Here is a 26,184-nt window from a genome sequence, read left to right on the forward strand (position 1 = left end):
CCTGTTTTACGGCTGCGCCTGCGGTTGTACCGCGGCTGGATCAAGCGGCTGATAAGGATGCAGAACGGTGTCGCGTTGTTCGCTCAGGACCCAGGCGAAGCCCGAATACATCACCGCCAGGCAGACCAGAGTAAAGAGCACCACCATCCACGCCGGCACGATGCGCACCAGGTTGCGGCGCTGATCGTTGAGGCCTTCCCAGTGCGGCGACAACTCGCGCGGCACGTCGCCACGCAACTGACGGATCTGCCGGTACAAGGCGTCGCGGATGCCTTCAAGCTCAAGCATGCCGCGTGCCTGGACGCGGTATTTGCCCTCGAAACCGAGGGACAGGCACAGGTACATCAGTTCGAGCATTGGCAGGTGCTTGACCGGGTTTTTCGACAGCCGATCGAGCAGCTGGAAAAACTTCTCGCCGCCGAAGGTTTCGTTGTGGAAGCTGCTCAGCAGGCTCATCTGCGACCACTCGCTTTCGTTGCCCCACGGCGTGGTCACGACGGCTTCGTCGACCACGGTGCAGAGCACGTATCGCGCGGCCATTACCTGGCTGCTTTCTGCGCCATTGTGCAGGGCGCGTACTTCAAACAACTTCAGCCCGGCGGTCAGACGCTCATTCAGCGCGTACAGGTCTTCACGGGTTTCGCTGTGCTTGAGGCGCACCACTTCCGAGAGCAGGTCGGACGAGGCCGCGACCAGCGAATTGAGGCTGATGTTGAACGCCTCCGCCGGACGCAGGCGCGCGGCGTAGATCATGCGTTCTTCCAGTTGCTCGAAACGCGGCGGCGCGGCGAAGTCGGTCAGCGGACTCGATGCCGGTCCGTGGCCCTGACGGTCGAGCAGGACGGTTTTGTCGTCCTGGTTGTAATCCGTTTCCTTGATCATGTCGGTCAGTTCCTGATGGCCCAGAATTTCAGTTCAAGCTCGGCGAATTCGCCGGACACGTGGAACGCGAAACCGCCGGAGCGCTCGAGTTGTGCCAGGTCTTCGGAACTGAGTTCGAGGATGAAATAGGTTTTGTTCGAGTGGAATGCGATCTGCCGTGGGGCCACCGGCAACGGTTTGACCTTGATCCCCGGCAAGTGCAGGTTGACCAGTTGGCGGATGCGCTCCACCGGGCCGACCTTGAGGTGCTGTGGCAAACGCTGACGCAGTTCTTCGGAGTCGCAATTGGCACTGGCTGCCAGCACGAACGAGGCCGAGCCGAGCAGTTTGTGATCGTGCAACGGCGAGACGATGATGCCGTACTGACGCGCCTGCAGGATCAACTCGATGGCGTGCTGTTCGAGCACCATCGACAGCACCTGACGGATCGCTTCCATCAGTTTGCGGAAACTCGCGCCCTGATCGGCGTGGGAATAGCGGCTGTCCAGACGCGGGCGTTTGCTCTCGCCGGAGAAGGTCGCCAGATCGCCGAGCATGGTCAGCAGCGTGCGATACAACTCTTCCGGGTGCACCTGCTCAAGACCGAGGTAATGGCGCAGCAGCAGTTCGGTGCGGTTGATCAGTTGCAGCATCATGAAGTCGCCGACTTCAGCGCCGCCGACCTTGCCGTTGGAGCGAATCCGCTCGGCGATGGTGTCGCCACGGTGGCTGAGCATGCTGATGACTTCTTTCAGGCACGACAGCAGGTAGCTGGAGGCGTGGGCCTGAATGTAGGTCGGGACGAAATCCGGGTCGAGGCTGATCACGCCGTCGGGCGTGGTGTCGAGCACGTCACAGATCTTCAGCTTCACGTAGGCCTGGTCGCTCTGCTGCTCGCCGAGCAACAGCTTGAAATCCGGACGACCGCAGCTGACCTGGCTGGCGGAATCGTCGCCGGCGTTGGAGTCGGCGACTTCGGCGTCATACGCGGTGTAGCGCGCGAGCACATCGGATTGCTCCGGGCGCCGGGCCTCGATGTGGTTGCCGGTGACCAGAGGCAGCGCCAGATAGATCGGCGTGTTGCCGGTGTTCGGCGGCACGTCCAGCGCCAGCGGTTCGGTGTTGCCACCGAGTTCGAACAGGCTGCCGTCCGGCAGGATCCCCGAGGCTTCACTGATCACCAGTTTGCCCATGTTGAGGAACTGCAAGTCGATTTCCAGATTGAGAAAACCCCAGGTGTAGCCACCGAGCAATTGCGTGCGGGTTTTCATCTGGTGATCGTAATAACGATCGTTGTGCTGGAAGTGCTGCGGTCGCAGCAGCATGCCTTCCTGCCAAATGACTTTATGGGTGTTCATGATCAGTCATCCGCCTTGGCGAGCACTTGTTGGGTGTTGCGGATACCGGCCTGATCGAGGGTCAGATCAGCCTCGGTGAGTTCCAGCGGAGTGATCTGCACGGTGTGCCGCCATTGGGTATCCGGCAGGTCGCGATAGGCAGCGAGGATGCCTACGTAACGGCTGCCCTCCTCCACGCTGAGTTTCAGTTCCACGGTTTCACCCGGGCGCAGTTCGAGTTCTTCGCTGGCCACCAGGTCCGGGTTGAGGGATTCCTTGGCGCGTTCGTAGAGGCTGAAGAAATCAGCATTTTCGAAGGTCACCGGGTGCTTGAGTTCGAACAGGCGCACGACGATCGGCGACGGCCGCCCGTTGAGGTCCGGGTTGAGCTGATCGCTGCCGGTCAGCTTGAGGTTGATCTTGGTCACTTTCGAGTACGGCGACAGCGACGAGCAACCAGCGAGCAGCACCAGCACGGTGAGTGCAGTCAGCGTCTTGAAAAAAGCGGTCGAGCGGCGAGACATGCGCATCATCCTTGGTGGTCGGTGTGGAGGGTGGAGATCAGGCGGATCTGTTCTTCGTAAGCCTGGGCAAAGTCGCGGGCCAGCAGACGCTCGCTCCAGTCATCGTCCTGACGCAGTGCCTGGTGGTAGCGGCCGAATGCTCTCCAGCGCCCGCCCGAAGTGGCGATCAATGGCTTGTTGTCACGCTCGAACCGCAGGGTCAATTGTTCTGGCGAGAAGTGCTCCAGCGTGCCACGCACGGCGGCGCGACTGGCGGTGAGCAAAGCCACTTGGTGCGCCTGCAGATCACGGAATGCGCGGGAGATCGCCTGCTCGGCCGGCAGATGGCCGGGCTTGCTTGGCTGCAACAGAATCTGCAGTGCTTCGCTCGGATCGACGGCAAATTTCAGCGGGTTCTTGTTGGTGCCTTGCACAGTGGTCTGGGCCAGACGCAATTCGTTTTTCAGTTCGGAGCGGGTCCGCAGGCTCTGCTGCAAACCGCCGATGCTCTGGCGCAGCAAGCGCGCAGCGTTGAGCGCCAGCGCTTCGCGTTCGTCGTGGCTGAGGCCTTTGACGTCGACGCCCAGCGCCGCGCCGAAGTGCTCCCAGAAACCTTCGCTCTGACGCTCGACGGCTTTCGGTGCAGGCGCCGGCTCAGGTTCGACCGGGGCGGCGATCAGCTCCGGGACCATCAGGCTTTCCATGTCGATGCGCGCGTAGTCGGCACGTTGACGGGAGTCTTCCGGCTTGGCGGTGGGCGACAGCAGTTCGTCGATTTCCGAGTACACGCGCTCTTGCTGTTCGAGGGCGTTGAGCGGGTCGAGGTCGAGGAACGCGTCGTCCGGAATGATGCTGCCAGCGGCGCGCGGGCGGCCGACTTCGCCGTCGAAGGTCGCCGGGTCACGGACCAGCCGCGCGCGGATTTCGAAGTCGCCGAGAATGTAAGTGCTGCCGTGCTCGATGCGCACCGGCTCGCCCTTGTGCAGGCGTGCGCCGCTGCTGCCGTCCTGGACACCGTTGCTGCTGGTGTCGGTGAGGAAGAACGAGCCCTCGCGGTAGCTGACAATCGCGTGGTGATTGGACAGGTGACGCTTGCGGTCAGGGATGATCCAGTCGCAGTCCTCGCCGCGCCCGATCACGCCACCGGCCTGCTTGAAGGTCCGCTGGCACAGCTCGGTGGGCACGAACTGCTTGGTGTTCAGCATTTCGAAAACCAATTCCATGTTTGATGCTCCTTGCGGTCACTTGCCGCGATTGACCGCTTGCGGATCACCCAACGGGCGATAGTCGTTGTCGTTGAATTTGTAATTGCCGCTACAGCCGCCAAGGCCGCATAGAACGACGAGGGTCAGCAGGACAGCGTGCCAGTGACGAACAGACATCAGAGGGTCTCCAGGTGTAGACAAAGCACAAAGCGCCGACTCTTGCGGGCGGCGCTGAAATAAGTTTTTGAGGTGGGCTCGAAGCCTCTAGATCGGGGCCTTGAGCCATAGCCTGGAGGTACGGCGACCTCCCGTGGCGAGGGGACTTGTCCCCGTTGGGGTGCGCAGCGCCCCCAAAACCTGCCAGCGCGGTCTCTCAGTGAAACCGTATTTACCGGACTGCGACTACTGCGCAGCCGGACGGGGATAAATTCCCTCGCCACTGGGTATGTGTTGGGTTCGAAGAAGTGCTGTAGCTCAACCATCAAAGTCACCCAAATTGATATTCAGGCGCCCGAGGCGGTACAGCAGCGTGCGCCGTGGCAGGCCCAGTTCACGGGCGGCGAGGGTCTGGTTGCCGTCGTTCTTGCGCAGGCAATCGAGCAGCAATGTGCGCTCGACCTGCTCCAGGCGTTCGCGCAGATTCAGGCCGCTGTTGTCTTCGGGCATCGCTTCCAGGCGCAGGGAAAAATGCTCGGCGAGCAATTCGCCGCCCTCGCAGAGCAACACCGCACGCTCGACCAGTGCCTTGAGTTCGCGAACGTTGCCGGGAAAGGTGTAACCGCATAGATGCTCCAGCGCCGAGTCCGACCAGCGCACCGGATCACGCTGCAGAAACGTGCAGGTCTTCTCGGCGAAATGCCGGGCCAGGTCGAGGATGTCGCCTTCGCGCTGACGCAGGGCCGGCAGTTCGATCGGGAATTGCTTGAGGCGGTAATACAGGTCCTCGCGGAACTTGCCTTCGCTGACCAGCGCCGCCAGATCACGGTGCGTCGCGGCGATGATGCGCACGTCGATCTTGTGGGTGTCGTTGGAACCCAGCGGACGAATCTCGCCTTCCTGCAACACACGCAGAATCTTCGCTTGCAGCGACAACGGCATGTCACCGATTTCGTCGAGCAGCAACGTGCCGCCATTGGCCGCATCGAACAGCCCGGCACGGTCGCGATCGGCACCGGTGAAGGCGCCTTTGCGGTAGCCGAACAGCTCGCTTTCCAGCAGGTTTTCCGGGAACGCTGCGCAGTTCTGCACGATGAACGCCTGGGAGCGACGCGGGCCGCAATCGTGAATCGCCCGCGCCACCACTTCCTTGCCGGTGCCGGTCTCGCCACGCAACAGCACGGTGTACGGGCTGTGGAGGATCTTGCTGATCAGCGAGTAGGTCTGGCGCATCGCCGCGCTTTTGCCGATCAGGCCGTAGCCGCTGATGCTCGGCACGCTGCGTGTAGCCGTGACCAATTCGGCGGTTGGCTGACGCAGGCGTTGCAGCAGATGCAGTTGGCCGAGCACGAACGAGCCGAGTTGGCCGAGGGAATCGGCGAAACCTTGCAGGTCAGTACGCCGGCGGCTGGCGCAGAGCAGCAAGCCCTCGACCGACTTGTGCTGATTGACCAGCGGCACGCACAACAGCGACTGCCACGGCGTGCTCGCCGCCGGCAGAAAACTGGTTTCGTGCAGGCTGCCGGTCAGGTCGTCGAGGCACACCACGCGGTTCTGGCACAGGGCGAATTGCAGCAGTTGTTCACCGTTGTAATCGGCTGGAAGGCTCGCCGCCTGACGCGGTTGCAGCGCGCCGTCGAGGCACTCGGCATTCATCCCCAGGCAGGTGTGGGTGGCGTCGAGCAGGTACAGCTGCGTCAGTTCGCAGCCGCTCAGCTCGGCCAGCCCACGAACGAATTCACCCAGCAGCGCAGCACTGTCCGCCGCGCGCGACAGACTGGCGAACTGCGCCAGCAACGCTTCGGCGTAGACCAGTGGCTGCGGCACCTGAGTGAACATCACGCCCACCTCAGACGAACTCGCACGTCACGCTGGAGTTGCCGTCGAGCGTGGCATGCACACGCTTGAGGCTTTCGCCGGTCGCCATCGCGTCGAGCAAACGGTCGGCCACCAGCGGCAGTACGTGTTGATCGAGCAGATGATCGATCAGGCGCGCGCCGCTTTCGCTTTGCGTGCAGCGCTCGGACAGGTGATCGACGAGGTTCTGGCACCAGCTGAAGTCCAGCTGACGACGGTTCAGGCGCTCGCCGAGACGGCCGAGTTTGATCTCGATCAGCTCGCGCAGCACCGGGCCGCCCACCGGGTAGTACGGCACCACTTTCATTCGCGCCAGCAGCGCCGGTTTGAAGTGTTTGCTGAGCACCGGGCGAATGGTTTCTTCGAGCACTTCGGCGGTCGGCCGTGCGCCGTTTTCGCAGAGATCGCTGATCTTGTCGCTACCGAGGTTCGAGGTCATCAGGATCAACGTGTTGCGGAAGTCGATCTCGCGACCCTCGCCGTCGTTGGCCACGCCTTTGTCGAAGATTTGGTAGAACAGATTGAGCACGTCCGGATCAGCCTTCTCGACTTCATCGAGCAACACCACCGAATACGGCTTCTGACGCACGGCTTCGGTGAGCATGCCGCCCTCGCCGTAACCGACGTAGCCCGGTGGCGCACCGATCAGGCGCGAGACGGTGTGCTTCTCCTGGAATTCGGACATGTTGATGGTGGTGATGAAGCGATCGCCGCCATACAGCAGGTCCGCCAGTGCCAGCGCGGTTTCGGTTTTGCCGACGCCGCTCGGGCCGACCAGCAGGAACACACCGACCGGTGCGTCAGGCTTGTTCAGACCGGCAGCGGTGGCGCGCATCGAGCGATCCAGCGCGTGCACGGCTTGCTCCTGACCACGGATGCGTGTGCGCAAATCGGTGGCAAAACTGGCGACCTTGGCGTTGTGCTCGCGGGCCAGCTGCGCCAACGGCACGCCGGTCCAGGCGCTGATCACTTCGGCAACCAGACGCGGGCAGACTTCGAAGCTGACCAGACGCTCTTTAACTTGCGCAGCGGTCAGCGCGGCGTGGGTTTCATGCAGCTGGGCTTCCAGCGCTTCGACGCTTTGGCCTTCTTCAACCTCGGCGACCACGGTTTCAATCACGGTGCCTTCGGCGTCTTCTTCAACGCTGACGGTCGGCTCGACGGCTGCGGCTTCGCGGGCCTTGGCCAGTTGCTGACGCAGTTCCAGCAGGCGCTCGGCCAGTGCTTTTTGCTCAGTCCACAAGGTCTCGAGCGCAACCATCTCGCTTTCGGCTTCGTCCAGCCCCGCTTCCAGTGCCTCCAGCGCTTCGTGGTCGATCAGCAAGCCAGCTTCGGCATCGCGGCGCAGCGCCTGGCGCTGACGGCCACCTTCAGCCAGTTCGCCACGCAGGCGCTCGAGACTTTCCGGGGCCGCAGCGAGGCTGATGCGCACGCGGGCGCACGCAGTGTCGAGGACGTCGACAGCCTTGTCCGGCAATTGCCGACCGGCCAGGTAACGCGCGGACAATTCAGCAGCGGACACCACCGCGTCATCGCGCAGGTAGATGCCGTGGCTCTTCTCGTAGACCTGAGCCAGACCACGCAGAATGGTCACCGCTTCGCTGACAGTCGGTTCGTGCAGTTGCACGGGCTGGAAGCGACGGGCCAGCGCCGGGTCTTTCTCGAAGTATTTCTTGTACTCGGCCCAGGTGGTCGCGGCGATGGTGCGCAGTTCGCCACGGGCCAGCGCCGGTTTCAGCAGGTTGGCCGCGTCGGAACCGCCGGCATTGCCGCCCGCGCCGATCAGCGTGTGGGCTTCGTCGATGAACAGAATGATCGGTTTCGGCGAGGCTTTGACCTCGTCGATCACGCCTTTCAAACGACGCTCGAATTCACCTTTGACGCTGGCGCCGGCCTGCAACAGGCCCATGTCCAGCGACAGCAATTCAACGCCTTTGAGCACCTGCGGCACTTCACCAGCAGCGATGCGCGAAGCCAGACCTTCGACGATGGCGGTCTTACCGACACCGGCCTCACCGACGACAATCGGGTTGTTCTTGCGGCGACGGGCGAGGATGTCGACCATCTGCCGAATCGCGCCGTCACGGCACAGCACCGGATCGAGTTTGCCGTCGCGGGCCTGTTGGGTCAGGTTGTGGGTGAAGCGCTGCAAGAGCGATTCGCCTTGCGCCGCCGGTTTGCCATTGGCCGCCGGTTGCTCCTGTTGCGACAGGGCAAATTCTTTCAGGCGATCGATGTTCAGCTTGGCGAGCAGCGGCTGATAACGGCTGCCGGCATAACGCATCGGATTGCGCAGCAGCGCGAGGATCAGCGCCGCGTCTTCAACCTGGGTCTGGCCCAGTTCGAGGTTGGCCACCAGCAGTGCGTCTTGCAGCCACTGCACCAGTTCCGGGGCGAACACCGGGTTGCGCGAAGCGCTGTGCTCGACCCGCGATTGCAGTGCAGCGGTCAGTTCACCGGCGTCGACGTCAGCATCTTGCAACGCGCGCGACAGCAAGCCGTTCGGGCGTTCGAGCAAGCCCAGCAGCAAGTCTTCGACCAGAATCTTGCTGCCGCCACGGGCGACGCAACGCTCCGCCGAACGCTCCAGATCACGACGGGTTTCGGCGTCCAGCGCCTGGATGAGTTGTTGCAGGTCTACGTTGATCATGGCTCACGTCCTTAATGAATTTTGCTGCCCAGGGTCACCACGCCGTCCGCTTTTTCGCGGCCCAGCCAACTGGTCCAACCGAGGCGACAGGCGTTCTGCTCACCGATGCGCAGCTCGCGGATTTCTTCCTGGCGCAGGACCAGGCGAATGTCGTAATCGAGCGGGTCACGCAAGGTGAACCGCACCAGCGCGCAGAGCGGCTGGTAGCCGAAACCGATCGGCAGGAATTCATGGAATCGCTGCCAGTCGAGTTCGGTGATGTGAATGCGGAATTTGCCGCTGCGATCGCGCACGTGTTCGCCCAGCACCAGGTCTTCGCCGAGTACGCTGTTGGCGCGGCCCAAACGATTGCGCTGCTCGTCGAGAATTTCCACGCGGCGCTCGATGCACTGCTCGATGACCAGGTCTTCGTGCTTGAAGTAGTAACGCAGCACGGCTTCGATCAACGCCGCCGAGTGCGCTCGCAAACTGAGCAGGCCGAGGTACGGCAGCAGGCGTTTCCAGTTGAGTTCCTTGGCCTTGCGGATCTCGTCGCCGCCCAGGCCGATCAACGCAAACAGCTGCGCCGAGAACGGGTCGATCGCGCCGCTCTGGAAGCTCGCGCGGTAGCGGTACTTGCGCCAGATCGGCAGCATCAGCCGTTGCAGGCGGTGGTGGAACAGGTCGAGGAAATTGCGTGTCGGGTTGCCGTCTTCGCTGTCGCCCAGAGCCTGTTCGCCGTAAAACGCCGGCAGCGGCGAACCGGAGCCGACCAGACCGATCAGGTTGAAACGCATGCGCGCGCGCATCTTGCCGTGCTCTTCGAAAAACTCCACGCGATCGACGTCGCTGCGCGGAAAGCCCAGGCTCGGGTTGGCCTGAAACTCGACCTGATCGTACAGATCGTCTTCGCTCAGATGCGGGTGTGCCTCGCGCAGCCGGTCGATCACCAGCAGCACGGCCTGAAACAGCGAGTACTCGCGTATTACCTTGGTCAGCCCGCTTAAAGCAGAGGCTGCAGGCCCATACGTGGTGTCCATTGGTACACCTCTCCCTGTGTGCTTTTTACCCGCAGCTCATGGAATGAATTGAGACTGGCGTAAAGCGCGAAAAACTCGTTGAGAACCGAAGCGAAGACGAACAGGTCGCCTTCGCCGATATAGCCTTCCGGGTCGATGGTCAGTTCGGTGCGCAGACCGCGTACCGGCAGACCGCGATGCAGGCGGTCGACGTGGTGATGCTTGATGTGCTTCAGGCCGCCGAGCAGGCGTTTGCTGACCTTTTCCGCGTGCTGGTCGTAGTAGCGAGGCAAGTCGTAGGTTTCCAGAATCACCTTCAACGCATTGACGTCGGCCAGCGACAGATAGTTAAGCGACATGTTGCTGATCAGCTTCCACAGGAAGTCACGGTTCAGCGGCGGCGCGAAGCTCGACGTGGCCGGGGTGATGTTGCGGAAACTGAGGAATTCCGGGGTCTGCTCGCTGGCCATGCAGATGTCGCCGAGCTTGAGCTTTTTCGGCAGGTTCTGGTTGGTGCACATCAGCTCGATCGACAGGGTTTCGTGGGCTTCGGTGTGGCGAATGCCGAAGCTCAGGTAAGTGTCGAGGCCGTCATGCAACAGCGACGAACGCTGGCGGATGCTGTAATGCGGACGGCTGTTGGGCACGTCGAAACTCGGGTCGTGCTCGAAGGACTCGAACGGCACGTATTCCTGATAACCGAGACCGCCGGGCTTCCAGCCAGTGACGGTTTCCACCGAGAACACACCGCAGTTTTCCAGGTCGTATTCCGCCGGCAGCAGGAGGTACTCGTCCTGCTTGCCATCGAGACGAATCGGCAGCGCATCGTGCTCGAACAGATTGACGATCGGCGTGCAGAACAGCTTCACGTTATCGAGCGTCGGGCGCATGCGCATGATGCCGCTCTTGCGAATGTCAAAACGCAATTCGAGGCCGCGCATCTGCTTGAGGGTGTCTTCCGGCAGCGCCTTGAGAATGTCCAGACCGTTGACGTCGACGAAGAGGAATTTGTCCTGGAAGGCGAAGTATTCCTGCAAATAGCGATAGCCACGGAAGGTGTTCAGCGGATAGGGGATCAGCGCCTCTTCTTCGGCAAAGCCCACCGGTTTTACCCGGTCGCCGGGAATCTTGAACGCCATCGGCTTGCCGCTGACGCCATCGATCGGCTTGCCGGCGCCGTCGAGCGGGATCAGTTCGATGCCGTCGAGGTTGCGCAGCAGGCTCAGGTACAACATCTGGCTGATGTAACGCTCGCCGGCAAAGTGCAGGCGCAATTTGCTCAGCTCCAGTTCGCCGAGGTGGCCGTCAGCGCTCATTTCCAGGCGCAGGCTGAGCAGCGAGCCATCGCCCTTCACCGAGTAGTTCAGCGCGGCCAGATCCAGCGGCAACACCTCGGTCGGGTAGCAGGTGCGGAAACGGCAGCGCACGTCTTCGATCGGCTTGCTCTCGATCGGCGTATCGCGCTCAACCAGCAGCGCCGGACCGGAGCGCTTGAGCGGATCGAACTGCAGAATGCTGAACGCCGGCAGCGGGCGCATGTAGTTCGGCCACAACAGTTGCATCAACGAATGGCTGAGCTCCGGCAGCTCGTCGTCGAGCTTCTGGCGCAAACGCCCGGTGAGAAACGCAAAGCCTTCCAGCAACCGCTCCACATCCGGATCCCGCCCGGCCTGCCCCAGATACGGCGCCAGCGCCGGACTACGCTCGGCGAAACGGCGACCGAGCTGGCGCAGTGCGGTGAGTTCGCTTTGGTAGTAGTGGTTAAAGGACACGGGTTACCTGCTTGGTGGTAGTGGTTCTACGATCCATCACGAATGCTCATCAATTTTCCAGATGCACATAGGGCGTGTTGCTGATAAAAATATTCATCCAATGCCACTCCCATTGCGGCATAGCAATATCGAATGTCTTTTTATCTTTGTTGAAGTACATCCAATAAACACCCACTGAGCTCTGATCCTCGGTCAGGCGCATATCCAGCAACTGTGTTGAGTAAAGCGGAGTGCGATAAACTACTTCCGGGTGTTGTTTGTCAATGACTCGAAGGTAGGCCATTCCAGCAAATCCAGGAATCCCGCCAACTGGAACATTTTCCAGAAGATAGCGCCCGGATGTATCGACAGTCGTCACATTGGCCGGAAAGTTAAGCATCTTGTTAACTACCAGAAATAAAACAGCGATGCAGATGATCAACAACGCTGCAATACACAACATCTTTTTCCTGCGGCCCGGAAACGCTTTAGTCTTCACAAACATAATCTATCAACCACCTTCCGCCGCACGATCAGCCTGAAATTGAAATAGTGAATGGCGGGACGGCTTCATACTTGATATCGGACAGCACACGAAAATCCCCGCCTTTGCCATGGCACTGCCTGTATTCGACAAAGTCACTGTTTTGAATCAGATAGTAACGCTCACCTTCTAGCTCCTTGAACACTTCCGCCGCGTCGGCAGCGTCCAAAACGCCTGTTTCCATGATGGCAGTTTGGTTGGAGTTGATACTGACGTTACGTGCAGCGGCTTCCGGAGGAATCACCGTGCCGTTAAAGTTCCAGAAACCGAGAGGCTGACTAATGAAGTCAGAACCGTCACCAAAGTCATAACTGTCTTCAACGTAAAATCCAAGCCCATCGACTAGGAATTCTATTTTCTTGGCAGCAATGACAACTTGCCCTTGCGCTATGACTCGTAGATTGTAGTTGGCGAGCGCCCCCCGCAAGTCGTCAAGGACGTCCATACGCCATTGCGCCATGGTGACGGAAACGGTATTGCTGTAGCCAAACTCTTCAGCTTCGCGGGCGCTATTGAACACCACTGGATACTTACCGTCGGCGTGATCTTTATATTTCTTGATTATCGCGAAACGTATTTGCTTCTGCGCATTCGGACTGTTCCACATGGACTTTAGATATGCGTAATCTTTCTGCACGCGCTCAAAGGAAAGGAGCCAGCTCATCTTTACGATCGAGTCGTCGATGTACTGCTCAGGTATCTCCTTTTGGTGGAGTTTGCTAGCCGCGTCCATTCCACCGTTTTCGGTGGGCCATGGTTTACCAGAAAACCATCGGCGCATCAGCGCAGCAGATGTCGGCCACTTCATTTTATCCATGGCTGCCGGTATGTCTGAGATACCGAATTTGCGCTTTGCAATCGCACACTGCCCAGCCTTGTTACTCGCTGGAGTCATGGTTGCAGTCACCGCTGTCTTCGCCATCTCAAAATCCTTGCATAAATAATCCGGGCAATCCCAAGCACTGTCGACTCACCGAGCAACTGTGGTTGCTTACGCAATCGCAACCTTTGTTTGTTGCTCAATCACCAATTCGATGGCTTCCGCTGTCATGGAAAAAACGCGCTGTGTCTTTCCATCGTTGTCGGTAACCCCATTGATAACCTTTCCCGAAGCGGTCTTCAGCGTGTATTCAACCCCTGCCAATGGCTGTCCGGTTTCTTCACAGTTGACTATGAAATGCTCACTGAACGGCCACTGGATATCGACGGGCAACGGCGGCATAAACGGCGCTGGCGTATGCGAATTGCCAATAATCACCGTCCCGGAACCTGCCGTAACCTTGTTCCCGTGAGAGCCAACGGAGCCGACCGTGGCGGCCGGTTTGCCGTTGATCAAAACGGTAGTCGCAAGATCGCCGACCATCGCACCACCACACGCCGAGGCATCGCCTTGGCGGGCGGCCGCGAGGCCGTCGAAGAACACGTCGCCGGAACCGGCGGTGATCGGGTTTGTACCGTGGCCAGGTAGTGGGCAAGCGGTGGGGTCGGATACGCGTGCTGCGGGTTTGCCAGACATCGGGGATCTCCTTAGGTGACCTTGACTTGACCGCTGCCATCCAGGCGCGCGGAAAAACTGACCTGACGCTTGAACCCTTCAACTTCCAGCAGGCCTTCGATACTGAAGGCCAGGCGCAGTTGATCGTGGTCACGCGGCAGGGAAATGACACGCACATTGCTCAGGCGTGGCTCGTAGGCTTCGATGAAGTTTTCGATGGCCAGGCGGGCCTGACTCAGCGAGTCGTGCAGGCTCAGGCGCATGTCATTGAGATCGGGCAACCCGTAGTCGGCCAGCGTTTGCACGCTGCCGGCCCGGGTGCTGAGCATTTTGGCCAGATGGGCAGCCACTGACGCCATGGCACAAGCCTCAAGGCTGTTGCCCTTGCGTAGTTGTGCGTCGCCGTTGAGGCGTTCGAACAGGCTGCCGTATCCGTCCATGAGTCGCTCTTACTCTTTGTCCAGCTTGCCAACCAGCGACAGGGTGAAATCGGCACCCATGTACTTGAAGTGCGGACGCACGTTCAAGCTCACGCGGTACCAGCCCGGCTCGCCTTCAACGTCGCTGACGATCACTTGCGCAGCGCGCAGCGGACGACGGCCACGGACTTCGGCGCTCGGGTTTTCCTGGTCGGCAACGTACTGACGGATCCACTTGTTCAGTTCCAGCTCGAGGTCGGTACGCTCTTTCCACGAACCGAGTTGCTCGCGCTGCAGCACTTTCAAGTAGTGAGCCAGACGGTTGACGATCATCATGTACGGCAGTTGGGTGCCGAGCTTGTAGTTCAGCTCTGCGGCCTTGCCTTCTGCGCTGATGCCGAAGAACTTCGGCTTCTGCACCGAACTGGCGGAGAAGAACGCCGCGTTGTCGGAGCCTTTGCGCATGGTCAGGGAAATGAAGCCTTCCTCGGCCAGTTCGTATTCACGACGGTCGGAGACCAATACTTCGGTAGGAATCTTGGTTTCGATTTCGCCCATGCTTTCGAAATGGTGCAAAGGCAGGTCTTCAACCGCGCCACCGCTCTGCGGGCCAATGATGTTCGGGCACCAGCGGAATTTGGCGAAGCTGTCGGTCAGCTTGGTGCCGAACGCGTAAGCCGTATTGCCCCACAGGTAGTGCTCGTGGCTGTTGGCAACGGTTTCCTTGTACACGAACGATTTCACCGGGTTTTCTTCCGGATCGTACGGGTTGCGCAGCAGGAAACGCGGCACGGTCAGGCCAACGTAGCGCGAGTCTTCCGAGGTACGGAAGCTCTGCCATTTGGCGAATTGCGGACCTTCGAAGTGGTCTTTCAGATCTTTCAGATCCGGCAGGCCGGTGAAGCTTTCCAGGCCGAAGAATTTCGGCCCGGCGGCAGCGATGAACGGCGCGTGGGACATGCACGAAACGCTGGCCACGTACTGCATCAGCTTGACGTCTGGCGAGCTTGGCGACATGTAGTAGTTGGCGATGATTGCGCCCACCGGCTGACCACCGAACTGGCCGTATTCAGCGGTGTAGATGTGCTTGTACAGGCCCGACTGCATGACTTCCGGCGAATCTTCGAAATCGTCCAGCAGGTCTTCTTTGGAGACGTTGAGGATTTCGATCTTGATGTTTTCGCGGAAGTTGGTGCGGTCAACCAGCAACTGCAGACCACGCCACGACGATTCCAGCGCCTGGAAATCCGGGTGGTGCAGGATCTCGTCCATCTGACGGCTGAGCTTGGCATCGATCTCGGCGATCATGCGGTCAACCATGGCTTTCTTGACCGGCTCACCGTTGTTCTGCGGCTTGAGCAGCTCTTCGATGAACGCCGACACGCCACGCTTGGCGATGTCGTAGGCTTCGTCGTCCGGGGTCAGACGGGTTTCGGCGATGATGCTGTCGAGAATGCTGTATTCGCCGCTGGCGGCGCTCTTCTCTTGTGCTGCGCTAGTGCTCATTGTGTTGGCTTCCTTGGCTACTGGAGTCTCAGGCGTCCGGGGCTGCGGCGTTCAAGCCCAGCTCACCGAGTACGCGACCGCGGGATTCGTCGTCGGCGAGCACGCCTTCGATCGCTTTACGGAACGCAGGTGCGTTACCCAGCGGGCCTTTGAGGGCCACCAGCGCATCGCGCAGTTCCATCAGTTTTTTCAGCTCAGGCACTTGCTCGACCAGGCTGGCCGGGTTGAAGTCCTTCATCGAATTGACGCGCAATTGCACGGCCAGCTCTTCAGCCTCGCCATCTTCCTGCAGACGGTTCGGCACGCTCAGCGTCAGACCCAGCTCTTGCTTGGCCAACACTTCGTCGAAGGTCATCTTGTCGATGCTGATCGGCTTGCGATCTTCGATTTTGCGATCGTCCTTGCGGTGGGTGTAGTCACCGATTGCCAGCAGCTTCAGCGGCAGTTCAATCTCTTCCTGAGCACCGCCGGTGGCGGGTTTGAAGGTGACGTTGATGCGTTCCTTGGGGGCTACCGAGCCTTCTTTGGCCATGGCTTTTCTCCTTGCGGTTGTGGCCCTGGGGCCTATTCGAGTACCACTTCGAGGTCGAGGTGGCACAGCCTGCGATAAATCTCTTCCTTGCTTTCACGTACGGCGTGGTTCTGCGGCAACAACTCGCAGCAACTGTGCAGCAGGTGCAGCACTTGCAATGCAAGATCGGGCTCCCAGGCGTGCAGGCCTGAGTCCTGTAGTGTCTGATCGAGGGTTTCGAGCTGGTTCTTGGCCAGTTCGTATTTCTTGGCCAGGAAACACAGCCGCGCGAGGCTGAACTGCCAGAAGAAGCGTTCACGGCCACCGTGGGCAGATTGCAGACCCTGCTTGAGAATCTGCACGGCCGGCTTCAAACCTTCCTTGCGCAGGATCGGCTGGACTTCCTCGAGGGCTTTTTCCCACGCCGGCTGGGTTTCGACGTTCTCGCTTTCGACCTTGCGCGGCGCGCTGGCGCTTTGCAGGTGCGGCATGACATTGGCGGCGATCCACGCCCGGGTGGACGGATCGGCAAACGGCGCGCCGTCATGGAAGCGCAACTCGATGATGCCCGGCAGGCGCTGAATCAAAAGCGCGAAGTGGATTTCCACTTCGCGCATTGCCAATTCGGCGTTGAGGTTCTGGAGACATTCCCAGACCATCCTCTGGCCATCGAACCAGAACGGCGCCTTCGCCAGGCTCGCCTCCAGTTCCACCAACAGGTCGGCGTATTTGCCCTGATCGAAACGGTCCTGATAGAGCTTGAGCTTTTCCAGCGGCAGGCCGCGCAATACGGTGATCTGCTCGGCGTTGCGCTCGGGCACCGCGTCGATGGTCATCCACAACAGCGTGCGATTGAGGCGCAGGGCGCGCAGATCGGTAGCCTTCTGTTTGAGCCACCAGGCACACAACGGCCGGGCGCTGTCCTGCTGGGCGCGCAGGGCTTTGTGCGCATCGCGTTCGTTGTCGATCGGCGCGCCAGGAGTGAGCAACTGGGTCGCGGCCTGCTTGACCTGCGCCACCGCCGCGCCCACCACGCCGGGGGCCGGCTGGTTGTCGGCGGCACGCTGGATCATGGTTTTCAGGCGCCGGGAGATCGGCAATAACAGCGGCGCGTCATCGCCCAGATGTGCAGTGCACGCTGCCTCAAGACCGGCCAGGTGCTCGGACAGCTGCCGGAACATCGGCAACTGCTCTTTGATCGCAATGTTTTCGGTGATGACCTGCTCGAGACGCGGCACCAGCCAGCCGATCGCGGCGGCACGGGTACGGGGTTTGAGCGGGTGAACGTCGGCCCAGTTGTTTTCCGACAGATGGTGCAGCAGACCGAGGCCGGCCAGCAGCCCGGGGAAGGATTCGCGCTGGTACAGCGACCAGGTCAGCCAGGCGCCGACACGCAGATCCTTGGATTGGGTACGCAGCAGATTTTCGCTGTTTTCGCGGATTTTCAGCCAGTCGATCTGCCCGCTTTCGTGCATCGACGAAGCCTTGGCCAGCTCACTTTCCAGCGCCTCGAATTCGCTCGAGAAACGAACGTCTTCGCCCGCGAAATTCTCTTTGGAAACAGAGACTTTTGCGAGTTCGAGGTAATGGGCGGAAAGTTTGCTTGAGTAGGACATCCATGGCCTTTATTAAGGTTTACAGTCATGCGTGCGAATAGAGTTTCAGCAACGCGGGACAGTATCGAAGAGCAGTTCAGCGACTCATCCAATTGAGATGTGCTCTTTCAAGTGGGCGCATCGTAATCACTATGATGGCCACTAGCAAGCATCTGATTAAACAACAAGACGAACTGTTCGTTGAGGTCTGTAGGAGATCGCCCTATATGTCGCAGGGGTTTCCCTGAGGCCGATTAATACACGACGAATTTTCCATGACCCTGTCAAACCCTTGACCCAGAGCCCTGCGCCACGGCCGGGCGAGTTTACCTTACGCTCGTACCCCCAAGCGGCGTGCAGCATGCCAAATTCAAAAAAAAATAGAAGTAGGACACTTCCGAATACGGATAGCCATCTTTCAACCATTCGCCTGCGACAACGAACAACACGAAAAGTGCTAGCACAATGATGGCATTTCATTAACTTGAAACTTTTATCTTCAAGAAACACGCCCCTGCAGTGCAAACTCGATAGTTATCGATGCATCCGTCTCCAGAAATCCCTTCACTTCATGCCGGAGAATACTCTGACAAAACTCAGGGATACTTCTTACATGAAAACCAATGGTCAGGAGCTTTAACTCATGGAATTGAAACCCGTATTTTTCGCCGCGCTTATGTGGCTGCCCATCACCCAAGCGTCAGCGGAAACCCCACCATTGGACGGCCATTACTACCTGACCGGCGCGATGGAAATGGGCGCCGAGTTGCTGTTGCGAAAGGACGGCACCTTTGATGCCGGTGTGGCATATGGCAGCGCCGACGGCTTTGCCAAAGGCACCTGGAAGGTGGAAAACCAGACAGTAGTGCTGGAAAGCAAAACCAAGCCTGCCTCCAACAGCGATCTGGGCGGACTGTTCCAGGACCTGCAACTGGCGATCGAGCCAAACTGCCTGGCCGTGGATTTCGGCAACGGCAAGGCTTGCTTCCGACGCCAGTAAGCCAAGAGGCAGCCACAAAAAATGGGCACCCGACCGCAATCGGTGTGCCCATTTTTCATTTGCGGTTCTCCCGGTTATTCAGGGGAGCACGCCGCCATCAAGGATTGACGCTGTCTTTCAACGACTTGCCTGGCTTGAACGCCACGGTGTTGCTGGCCTTGATTTTGACCGGTTCGCCGGTCTGCGGGTTTTTGCCGGTGCGGGCGCCGCGGTGGCGTTGCAGGAAGGTGCCGAAGCCGACCAGCGTCACGCTGTCCTTGCGGTGCAGGGCGCCGGTGATTTCTTCGAGGACGGCGTTCAGGACGCGGTTGGCCTGTTCTTTGGTCAAGTCTGCCTTTTCGGCGATTGCAGCGGCGAGTTCTGGTTTACGCATTAGTGAAGCCCCTTTGACGGTTTTTTGTTGTTATGTCCGTGCTGTTCTCGTTGGAACAGCGCCCAAGGCGCCGCAGGCTCTACTCTGCGGCAGACGGGAGTGAGAATGGCACGCCGCCAGCGGCGGCGCCAGTCTCCCCACGACCTTTGTCGGGGCAAAAGAGCGGTGTTTACGACAGAACGACCGGCATTTACGCCAGCAGCGGCGGCAGCTGTTTGTTCAGGGCCAGTTTTTCCATGACCGCCCCGCCGGTCAGGGCGTAACCGAGCAAATGACCGTCGGCACTGTGGCACAGCGCTTTGATATCGGCGCCCTGCCCTTCGACGCTCCAGACACCTTCGCTGCCGCGCGGCGGCGGCGACACCACCAGCGGGCACACCGGGGTTTTCACGGTGATCGGCATCGGCCCGTAGCTGACCGCGGTCGGGTTTCCGGCGAGGGTTTGCGCCAACGCGCGCGCGCAACTCATCAGCGGCATAACGTAGAGCAGATTGAGCCCGTCGACTTCAGCGCAATCGCCCAGGGCGTAGATATTGGCGTGGGAGGTTTTCAGGTAACGATCAACCATCACGCCGCGATTGACCTGCACGCCGGCTGCGGCCGCCAGATCGATGCGTGGGCGCAGGCCGATCGCCGAGACCACGACATCGCAAGGGATGACCTCACCGTCGGACAGGTGCGCTTCGAGGCCATCGGCGACTTTCTCCAGCCGGGTCAGCACCGGGCCGAGGTGAAACTGCGCCCCGATACTTTCCAGCCCGGCCTGCACAGCCGCCGCAGCGGCGGGATGCAAGAGCATCGGCATGACCTGTTCGCACGGCGCGACCAGTTGCACTTCGTAGCCGCCGAGAATCAGGTCATTGGCGAATTCGCAGCCGATCAACCCGGCGCCGAGCAACAACACTCGACGCTTGCCCGCCGCCGCGGCACGGAAGCGCGCGTAGTCTTCGAGATCGTTGATCGGGAATACCAGTTCCGCGCCGTCGCCTTCGATCGGCACGCGCACGGTTTCCGCGCCCCAGGCCAGAATCAGGTCGCGATAGGGCACGGCTTCTTCACCGATCCACAAGCGTTTGTGGCCGGCGTCGATACCGCTGATGCGCGTGTGGGTGCGCACCTCGGCTTTCAACTGCTCGGCCATGGCGCCGGGTTCGGCCATGCTCAGGCCATCGGCGTCCTTGTGCTTGCCGAAACCGGTGGAGAGCATCGGCTTGGAGTAAGAGCGGCCGTCGTCGGCGGTGATCAGCAGTAGCGGGGTTTCGCTGTCGAGCTTGCGAAACTCGCGGGCCAGGTTGTAGCCCGCAAGCCCGGTGCCGATGATGACGACTGGTGCGCTCATGCCTTACTCCTCTGATTTGCTTAGTTGATTTCGATCATTTCGAAGTCCATCTTGCCGACGCCGCAGTCGGGGCACAGCCAGTCTGCCGGTACGTCTTCCCAGCGGGTGCCCGGCGCGATGCCGTCATCCGGCCAGCCGTCGGCTTCGTTATAGATCAGGCCACAGACGATACATTGCCACTTCTTCATTCAGGTACTTCCTCAGGGTTCAGGCGTAGTGCCGGCGCGGACGGTCGATGGGTGCTGCGCTGCCATCCGGCTCAGGGCGTTTTGTACTGAGGGTGCCGGGCAGATGCAAGCCTGTTCGGCGCAACGGCGGCCGGCGCCGCTCGATCTTGTCGCCCGCCATGGTAAGCTCGCCGCCTCATTTGCGGCCAATAATGACTCATTGTGCAACATTCAAATGCCTGCCCCGCCCCGCTCTGGCTGACCCAAGACCGCCTGACGCCCCGCCCCGATCCGTTGACCCTCGACTGGTTGTTCGACGAAGGTTCGCTGACCCGCCGGTTGACCCGTTTGTCCGAGGATGGCTTCAGCGTGTCGCCGCTGTTCGAGGGCTGGGACACCCTGCGCGCTGATGAATGCGCGGCGTTGGAGCTGGCCGAAGGCAGCGAAGGCTGGGTCCGTGAGGTTTATTTGCGCGGCCACGGCGAAGCCTGGGTGTTTGCCCGCAGCGTTGCCTCGCGGGCGGCCCTGCAAGGTGATGGCTTGCACATGGATGAACTGGGCAGCCGCTCGTTGGGTGAACTGCTGTTTTGTGATCGGGCATTTCAACGCCGCGCCATTGAAGTCTGCCACTACCCTGAACAATGGTTGCCGCCAGCGGTGCAAGCCCCTGAGCTGTGGGGCCGGCGTTCGCGTTTCGATCGTGGCGCGCTGAGCGTGCTGGTCGCGGAAATCTTCCTGCCGAGCCTGTGGGACGCCGCCCGCGCCCATCCGGAGAATTGCTGATGTATCAGAGCCTGCTCAAGTCCCTCAACCGGCTGAACCCGCGCGCCTGGGATTTCGTTCAGTTGACGCGCATGGACAAGCCGATCGGCATTTACCTGCTGCTGTGGCCGACGCTGTGGGCATTGTGGATTGCCGGCAAGGGCTCGCCGTCGCTGGCCAACGTGGTGATTTTTGTTCTTGGCGTAGTGCTGACCCGCGCCGGTGGTTGCGTGATCAACGACTGGGCCGACCGCAAGGTCGACGGCCACGTCAAACGCACCGCGCTACGGCCGCTCGCTGCTGGCCGGATCAGCTCGAAGGAAGCGCTGGTGTTCTTTGCCGTGCTGATGGGCATCAGTTTTCTGCTGGTGCTGTGCACCAATGCGCCGACCATCTGGCTGTCGCTGGGCGGTCTGGCGCTGGCGTTCACGTATCCGTTCATGAAGCGCTACACCTATTACCCGCAAGTGGTGCTGGGGGCGGCGTTTTCCTGGGGCATGCCAATGGCCTTCACCGCCGAGACCGGCGAGTTGCCGGCGGCGGCGTGGCTGCTGTGGATTGCCAATTTGCTGTGGACGGTGGGTTATGACACTTATTACGCGATGACCGATCGCGATGACGACCTGAAGATCGGCGTGAAATCCACAGCGATTCTGTTTGGCGAGGCGGATCGAATGATCATCCTTAGCTTGCAAGCATTGTCGCTGGGCTGCCTGATGCTGGCCGGGTCGAAGTTCGAGCTGGGGATCTGGTTCCACCTTGGCTTGCTGGTGGCTGCCGGGTGTTATGCGTGGGAGTTCTGGTACACCCGTGATCGTGATCGCATGCGCTGCTTCAAAGCGTTCCTGCACAACCACTGGGCTGGGTTGGCGATATTTGTCGGGATCGTGCTGGATTACGCATTGCGCTAATGCATGACACCTGCTCGCGAAGGCGTCATGTCAGTCACCTCTGCGATAACTGACACAACGCTTCGCGAGCAGGCTCGCTCCCACAGGGTTTTGGACCGTGGTTATTTGGCCTTGGCGACTTTCCAGGCGCCGTCCATTTTGCCGTCGCCGGTCATGTCGCCGGCCTTCTTGTCCATCACGAAGGTGTACAGCGGCATGCCCTGGTAGGCCCACTGCATCGAGCCGTCGTCACGCTTGATCACCGTCCAGTCGCCCATGGATTTGTCACCCGCCTGCGCCATCAACGGCGGCCAGTTCGCCGCGCATTTGTCGTTGCAGGCAGACTTGCCAGCGGAGTCCTTGGCGAAGGTGTACAGGGTCATGCCCTTGTGGTCGGTGTACATGCCGTCCTTTTCCATCGCCGGATCGGCCGCCATGGCCAGCCCCGGTAATGTCAGGGCAGCGGCCATCAGCAGGGCTTTGAAAGAAACAGTCATCTGAGTCATGGAAACCTTCTTTTGTGGTTGTCAGGATTCGGACTTAGAGCTTAGTTCAGGATCGGCACAAACGCCGTCGCGCTGAAATACTGTCACACGACTGCAATAATTCCGTTATCTAATGCGGCGCAAGACAGTTAAATGACAAGAGGATTAAGGCATGGTTGGCAGGAGCATTCTGATCGTCGACGACGAAGCGCCCATTCGCGAAATGATCGCCGTGGCGTTGGAAATGGCCGGCTATGACTGCCTCGAGGCGGAGAACTCGCAGCAGGCCCACGCCATCATCGTCGACCGCAAGCCGGACCTGATCCTGCTCGACTGGATGCTGCCCGGCACCTCGGGCATCGAACTGGCCCGACGCCTCAAGCGTGACGAGCTGACCGGGGACATCCCGATCATCATGCTCACCGCCAAGGGCGAAGAGGACAACAAGATCCAGGGTCTGGAAGTCGGCGCCGACGACTACATCACCAAACCGTTTTCGCCGCGTGAACTGGTCGCCCGCCTCAAGGCTGTACTGCGCCGTGCCGGGCCGACCGATGGCGAAGCGCCGATCGAAGTCGGCGGCCTGCTGCTCGACCCGATCAGCCACCGCGTGACCATCGACGGCAAACCTGCCGAGATGGGCCCGACCGAATACCGCCTGCTGCAATTCTTCATGACCCATCAGGAACGCGCCTACACCCGTGGCCAGTTGCTCGATCAGGTCTGGGGCGGCAACGTCTATGTCGAAGAGCGCACCGTCGACGTGCACATCCGCCGCCTGCGCAAGGCCCTCGGCGACGCTTACGAAAATCTGGTACAAACCGTGCGCGGCACCGGTTATCGGTTCTCCACAAAAGCATAAAAGCAGCTGCAAGCTTTCAGCTACAAGCGGCAAGTGAAAGCCGATCCGTTTTAGCTTGGAGCTTGCGGCTTGAAACTTGAAGCTGCGGCTAAGGACGCCTCTGTGAATCAAAACTGGCATGGCACCCTGATTCGCCACATGCTGTTGCTGGTCACCGCCTGCCTGGTGATCGGTCTGATCACCGGCTATTACGGCTGGAGCCTGGCGGCGGGTCTGGGGCTTTATCTGGCCTGGACGCTCAAGCAATTGCTGCGTCTGCACGAATGGCTGCGCAAGCATCAACCCGACGAAGCACCGCCCGATGGTTATGGCCTGTGGGGCGAGGTGTTCGACAGCATTTATCACCTGCAACGCCGCGACCAACGGGTGCGCGGGCGTCTGCAGGCGGTGATCGACCGGGTGCAGGAATCCACCGCCGCGCTGAAAGACGCGGTGATCATGCTCGACAGCGACGGCAACCTCGAATGGTGGAACCGCGCCGCTGAAACCCTGCTCGGCCTGAAGACTCCGCAGGACAGCGGCCAACCGGTGACCAACCTGGTGCGCCATCCGCGCTTCAAGGAATACTTCGAGCAGGACAGCTTTGCCGAGCCATTGGAAATCCCTTCGCCGACCAACGATCGCGTGCGCATTCAGCTGTACCTGACCCGCTACGGCAACAATGAACACCTGATGCTGGTGCGTGATGTCACACGCATTCATCAGCTGGAACAGATGCGCAAGGACTTCATCGCCAACGTCTCCCACGAGCTGCGCACACCGCTGACGGTGATCTGCGGCTATCTGGAAACCCTGCTGGACAATGTCGAAGAAGTGAACCCGCGCTGGAGCCGGGCGCTACAGCAGATGCAGCAACAGGGCGGGCGCATGCAGACGTTGCTCAACGATCTGTTGCTGCTGGCGAAACTGGAAGCCACCGACTACCCGTCGGACAACCAGCCAGTGCAGATCGACACGCTGCTGCAATCGATCACCAGCGATGCGCAGCAGTTGTCCGGGGCGAAAAACCAGCGCATCAGCCTCGAAGCCGACGCGCGCCTGCTGCTCAAGGGCAGCGAAGCCGAGCTGCGCAGTGCGTTTTCCAATCTGGTGTTCAACGCGGTCAAGTACACCCCGGCCGAGGGCAACATCCGCATTCGCTGGTGGGGCGACGAGCAAGGCGCGCACCTGAGCGTGCAGGATTCCGGCATCGGTATCGACAGCAAACACCTGCCGCGCCTGACCGAACGCTTCTACCGTGTCGACTCCAGTCGCAATTCCAATACCGGCGGCACCGGCTTAGGCCTGGCCATCGTCAAGCACGTGCTGCTGCGCCACCGCGCGCGGATGGAAATCAGCAGCGTGCCCGGCCACGGCAGCACGTTCACCTGCCATTTCGCCCCGGCCCAGGTGGCCAGCGCACGGGCGATCAGCGCCACCGAGTGATGCCGCCCGGCACACGCCACTAGGCAATCGTACAGTCAGCCGCTACATTGGCTGCCTTGTGCCTGCCTTTCAGGTGCTGTTTCTCCCTACTTTCGAATCACACGGAACCCGCAAAACTCCATCATGGACCCTTCCCCTGGCTTGTCCCTCGCTACCATTTTCGCCGACTTCGGCATGATCCTTTTTGCTCTGATCCTGGTGTTGCTCAACGGCTTTTTCGTTGCGGCGGAATTCGCCATGGTCAAACTGCGCTCGACCCGGGTCGAGGCCATCGCTGAACAACACGGCTGGCGCGGGCACATCCTGCGCACCGTGCACAGTCAGCTCGATGCCTACCTGTCGGCGTGTCAGCTCGGCATCACCCTTGCCTCCCTCGGTCTGGGCTGGGTCGGTGAGCCGGCGTTCGCGCACATTCTCGAACCGCTGCTGAGCGCGGTCGGCGTCGACTCGCCCGAGATCATCAAAGGCGTGTCGTTCTTCACCGCGTTCTTCATCATTTCGTACCTGCACATCGTGGTCGGTGAGCTGGCGCCCAAGTCGTGGGCGATCCGCAAACCCGAGCTGCTGTCGTTGTGGACGGCAGTGCCGCTGTACCTGTTCTACTGGGCGATGTACCCGGCGATCTACCTGCTCAACGCCAGCGCCAACGCGATTCTGCGTATCGCCGGGCAAGGTGAACCCGGCCCGCACCATGAACACCATTACAGCCGCGAAGAGCTGAAACTGATCCTGCACTCCAGCCGTGGCCAGGATCCGAGCGATCAGGGCATGCGCGTACTGGCCTCGGCGGTGGAAATGGGCGAGCTGGAAGTGGTCGACTGGGCCAACTCCCGCGAAGACCTGATCACCCTGGAGTTCAACGCGCCGCTGAAGGAAATCCTGGCGATGTTCCGTCGCCACAAGTTCAGCCGTTATCCGGTGTACGACAGCGAGCGCCAGGAGTTCGTCGGCCTGCTGCACATCAAGGATCTGCTGCTGGAACTGGCCGCGCTGGACCACATTCCCGAGTCGTTCAACCTGGCCGAGCTGACCCGCCCGTTGGAGCGCGTATCGCGGCACATGCCGCTGTCGCAGCTGCTGGAGCAGTTCCGCAAGGGTGGCTCGCACTTCGCCGTGGTCGAGGAGGCTGACGGCAACATCATCGGCTACCTGACCATGGAAGACGTGCTGGAAGTGCTGGTCGGCGATATTCAGGACGAACACCGCAAGGCTGAACGCGGCATCCTCGCCTATCAGCCGGGCAAGCTGCTGGTGCGCGGCGATACGCCTTTGTTCAAGGTCGAGCGCCTGTTGGGCATCGATCTTGATCACATCGAAGCGGAAACCCTCGCCGGGCTGGTTTACGAAACCCTCAAACGGGTGCCGGAAGAGGAAGAAGTGCTGGAAGTCGAAGGCCTGCGGATCATCATCAAAAAGATGAAAGGGCCGAAGATTGTCCTGGCCAAGGTGTTGATGCTCGATTGACGGGAGTTTGGGGGGCTCTTGTGGCGAGG

At 60.5% G+C, this 26,184-nt stretch carries 26 protein-coding genes; 6 read left to right on the forward strand and 20 right to left on the reverse strand.

Translation table 11 applies throughout. The annotated features are described in order from the left end of the window. Window positions 1–6 precede the first annotated feature (6 nt). The 16 genes from icmH to tssA form a co-directional block, all read right to left on the reverse strand. Window positions 7–882 carry a type IVB secretion system protein IcmH/DotU gene (gene icmH, locus ACZ0AZ_RS08355; RefSeq protein WP_129997957.1) on the reverse strand — a complete coding sequence of 292 codons (876 nt, stop codon included), beginning with the start codon at window positions 880–882 and terminating at the stop codon, window positions 7–9. 5 nt (window positions 883–887) lie between these two features. Beyond that, window positions 888–2,219 carry a type VI secretion system baseplate subunit TssK gene (gene tssK, locus ACZ0AZ_RS08360; RefSeq protein WP_016772510.1) on the reverse strand — a complete coding sequence of 444 codons (1,332 nt, stop codon included), beginning with the start codon at window positions 2,217–2,219 and terminating at the stop codon, window positions 888–890. A 2-nt stretch (window positions 2,220–2,221) separates the two neighbouring features. Further along, window positions 2,222–2,722: a type VI secretion system lipoprotein TssJ gene (tssJ, locus tag ACZ0AZ_RS08365; protein ID WP_016772509.1), complete on the reverse strand. Its 501-nt coding sequence runs from the start codon at window positions 2,720–2,722 to the stop codon at window positions 2,222–2,224. A 5-nt stretch (window positions 2,723–2,727) separates the two neighbouring features. Continuing rightward, the gene (gene tagH / locus ACZ0AZ_RS08370; protein WP_056790868.1) at window positions 2,728–3,924 is read right to left on the reverse strand and encodes a type VI secretion system-associated FHA domain protein TagH; all 1,197 of its coding nucleotides are present in this window, start codon (window positions 3,922–3,924) and stop codon (window positions 2,728–2,730) included. An 18-nt stretch (window positions 3,925–3,942) separates the two neighbouring features. Continuing rightward, a complete protein-coding gene (locus ACZ0AZ_RS08375) occupies window positions 3,943–4,083 on the reverse strand; it encodes a hypothetical protein (protein WP_003229566.1) in 141 nt (46 codons plus the stop codon). 297 nt (window positions 4,084–4,380) lie between these two features. Continuing rightward, on the reverse strand, window positions 4,381–5,901 hold the full coding sequence (locus tag ACZ0AZ_RS08380; protein ID WP_463537194.1) for a sigma-54 interaction domain-containing protein: 1,521 nt from the start codon (window positions 5,899–5,901) through the stop codon (window positions 4,381–4,383). Window positions 5,902–5,911: 10 nt separating this feature from the next. Then, window positions 5,912–8,569: a type VI secretion system ATPase TssH gene (gene tssH / locus ACZ0AZ_RS08385; protein WP_463537195.1), complete on the reverse strand. Its 2,658-nt coding sequence runs from the start codon at window positions 8,567–8,569 to the stop codon at window positions 5,912–5,914. 11 nt (window positions 8,570–8,580) lie between these two features. Beyond that, window positions 8,581–9,588: a type VI secretion system baseplate subunit TssG gene (tssG, locus tag ACZ0AZ_RS08390; RefSeq protein WP_024014824.1), complete on the reverse strand. Its 1,008-nt coding sequence runs from the start codon at window positions 9,586–9,588 to the stop codon at window positions 8,581–8,583. Continuing rightward, window positions 9,552–11,339 carry a type VI secretion system baseplate subunit TssF gene (gene tssF / locus ACZ0AZ_RS08395; RefSeq protein WP_039757337.1) on the reverse strand — a complete coding sequence of 596 codons (1,788 nt, stop codon included), beginning with the start codon at window positions 11,337–11,339 and terminating at the stop codon, window positions 9,552–9,554. The genes tssG and tssF overlap by 37 nt, the downstream gene beginning before the upstream one ends. Window positions 11,340–11,388: 49 nt before the next feature. Continuing rightward, window positions 11,389–11,823, reverse strand: a complete 435-nt coding sequence (locus ACZ0AZ_RS08400) for a hypothetical protein (RefSeq protein WP_463537196.1) — start codon at window positions 11,821–11,823, stop codon at window positions 11,389–11,391. 28 nt (window positions 11,824–11,851) lie between these two features. Then, on the reverse strand, window positions 11,852–12,784 hold the full coding sequence (locus tag ACZ0AZ_RS08405; RefSeq protein WP_463537197.1) for a DUF6402 family protein: 933 nt from the start codon (window positions 12,782–12,784) through the stop codon (window positions 11,852–11,854). 69 nt (window positions 12,785–12,853) lie between these two features. After that, on the reverse strand, window positions 12,854–13,378 hold the full coding sequence (locus ACZ0AZ_RS08410) for a PAAR domain-containing protein (RefSeq protein WP_463537198.1): 525 nt from the start codon (window positions 13,376–13,378) through the stop codon (window positions 12,854–12,856). Window positions 13,379–13,389: 11 nt separating this feature from the next. Further along, window positions 13,390–13,797, reverse strand: coding sequence for a type VI secretion system baseplate subunit TssE (gene tssE, locus ACZ0AZ_RS08415; protein ID WP_007920274.1), 408 nt, complete (start codon window positions 13,795–13,797; stop codon window positions 13,390–13,392). Window positions 13,798–13,806: 9 nt separating this feature from the next. Continuing rightward, window positions 13,807–15,282 (reverse strand): type VI secretion system contractile sheath large subunit, encoded by a 1,476-nt coding sequence (gene tssC / locus ACZ0AZ_RS08420; RefSeq protein WP_016772499.1) that lies wholly within the window; start codon window positions 15,280–15,282, stop codon window positions 13,807–13,809. Between the two features lie 28 nt (window positions 15,283–15,310). Then, window positions 15,311–15,814: a type VI secretion system contractile sheath small subunit gene (gene tssB, locus ACZ0AZ_RS08425; RefSeq protein ID WP_016772498.1), complete on the reverse strand. Its 504-nt coding sequence runs from the start codon at window positions 15,812–15,814 to the stop codon at window positions 15,311–15,313. A gap of 32 nt (window positions 15,815–15,846) precedes the next feature. Next, the gene (gene tssA / locus ACZ0AZ_RS08430; protein ID WP_039757327.1) at window positions 15,847–17,409 is read right to left on the reverse strand and encodes a type VI secretion system protein TssA; all 1,563 of its coding nucleotides are present in this window, start codon (window positions 17,407–17,409) and stop codon (window positions 15,847–15,849) included. 622 nt (window positions 17,410–18,031) lie between these two features. On the opposite strand from tssA, the gene ACZ0AZ_RS08435 reads away from it, so the two are divergent. Next, window positions 18,032–18,388: a hypothetical protein gene (locus ACZ0AZ_RS08435; RefSeq protein WP_129997964.1), complete on the forward strand. Its 357-nt coding sequence runs from the start codon at window positions 18,032–18,034 to the stop codon at window positions 18,386–18,388. A 97-nt stretch (window positions 18,389–18,485) separates the two neighbouring features. On the opposite strand, the gene ACZ0AZ_RS08440 is transcribed toward ACZ0AZ_RS08435, so the two are convergent. From ACZ0AZ_RS08440 to ACZ0AZ_RS08450, 3 genes are all read right to left on the reverse strand, one after another. Beyond that, window positions 18,486–18,761 (reverse strand): HU family DNA-binding protein, encoded by a 276-nt coding sequence (locus ACZ0AZ_RS08440; protein WP_003213368.1) that lies wholly within the window; start codon window positions 18,759–18,761, stop codon window positions 18,486–18,488. Window positions 18,762–18,951: 190 nt separating this feature from the next. Further along, window positions 18,952–20,100, reverse strand: a complete 1,149-nt coding sequence (locus tag ACZ0AZ_RS08445) for an NAD(P)/FAD-dependent oxidoreductase (RefSeq protein WP_463537199.1) — start codon at window positions 20,098–20,100, stop codon at window positions 18,952–18,954. Between the two features lie 20 nt (window positions 20,101–20,120). Next, window positions 20,121–20,288 carry a rubredoxin gene (locus ACZ0AZ_RS08450; RefSeq protein ID WP_003177199.1) on the reverse strand — a complete coding sequence of 56 codons (168 nt, stop codon included), beginning with the start codon at window positions 20,286–20,288 and terminating at the stop codon, window positions 20,121–20,123. 201 nt (window positions 20,289–20,489) lie between these two features. Between ACZ0AZ_RS08450 and ACZ0AZ_RS08455 the strand changes: the two genes are divergently transcribed. Both ACZ0AZ_RS08455 and ubiA read left to right on the forward strand, forming a co-directional pair. Continuing rightward, entirely contained in the window at window positions 20,490–21,050 is a 561-nt protein-coding gene (locus tag ACZ0AZ_RS08455; RefSeq protein WP_122612777.1) for a chorismate--pyruvate lyase family protein, read from the forward strand. Then, a complete protein-coding gene (gene ubiA / locus ACZ0AZ_RS08460) occupies window positions 21,050–21,940 on the forward strand; it encodes a 4-hydroxybenzoate octaprenyltransferase (protein WP_463537200.1) in 891 nt (296 codons plus the stop codon). Before ACZ0AZ_RS08455 ends, ubiA begins: the two co-directional genes overlap by 1 nt. A 101-nt stretch (window positions 21,941–22,041) precedes the next feature. Here the strand turns inward: ubiA and ACZ0AZ_RS08465 are convergent, their stop codons facing one another. Further along, on the reverse strand, window positions 22,042–22,425 hold the full coding sequence (locus ACZ0AZ_RS08465) for a COG4315 family predicted lipoprotein (RefSeq protein WP_039757314.1): 384 nt from the start codon (window positions 22,423–22,425) through the stop codon (window positions 22,042–22,044). Window positions 22,426–22,576: 151 nt separating this feature from the next. Here ACZ0AZ_RS08465 and phoB point away from each other — a divergent pair, with 151 nt between their 5' ends. From phoB to ACZ0AZ_RS08480, 3 genes are all read left to right on the forward strand, one after another. Next, complete coding sequence (gene phoB / locus ACZ0AZ_RS08470; RefSeq protein WP_007896474.1) at window positions 22,577–23,266, forward strand: phosphate regulon transcriptional regulator PhoB; 690 nt, start codon at window positions 22,577–22,579, stop codon at window positions 23,264–23,266. Window positions 23,267–23,404: 138 nt separating this feature from the next. Next, window positions 23,405–24,691, forward strand: a complete 1,287-nt coding sequence (gene phoR, locus ACZ0AZ_RS08475; RefSeq protein WP_463538769.1) for a phosphate regulon sensor histidine kinase PhoR — start codon at window positions 23,405–23,407, stop codon at window positions 24,689–24,691. A 123-nt stretch (window positions 24,692–24,814) separates the two neighbouring features. Next, complete coding sequence (locus ACZ0AZ_RS08480) at window positions 24,815–26,155, forward strand: hemolysin family protein (RefSeq protein ID WP_016772486.1); 1,341 nt, start codon at window positions 24,815–24,817, stop codon at window positions 26,153–26,155. Window positions 26,156–26,184: the final 29 nt, after the last annotated feature.

The organism is Pseudomonas sp. AC239 (assembly GCF_979258545.1).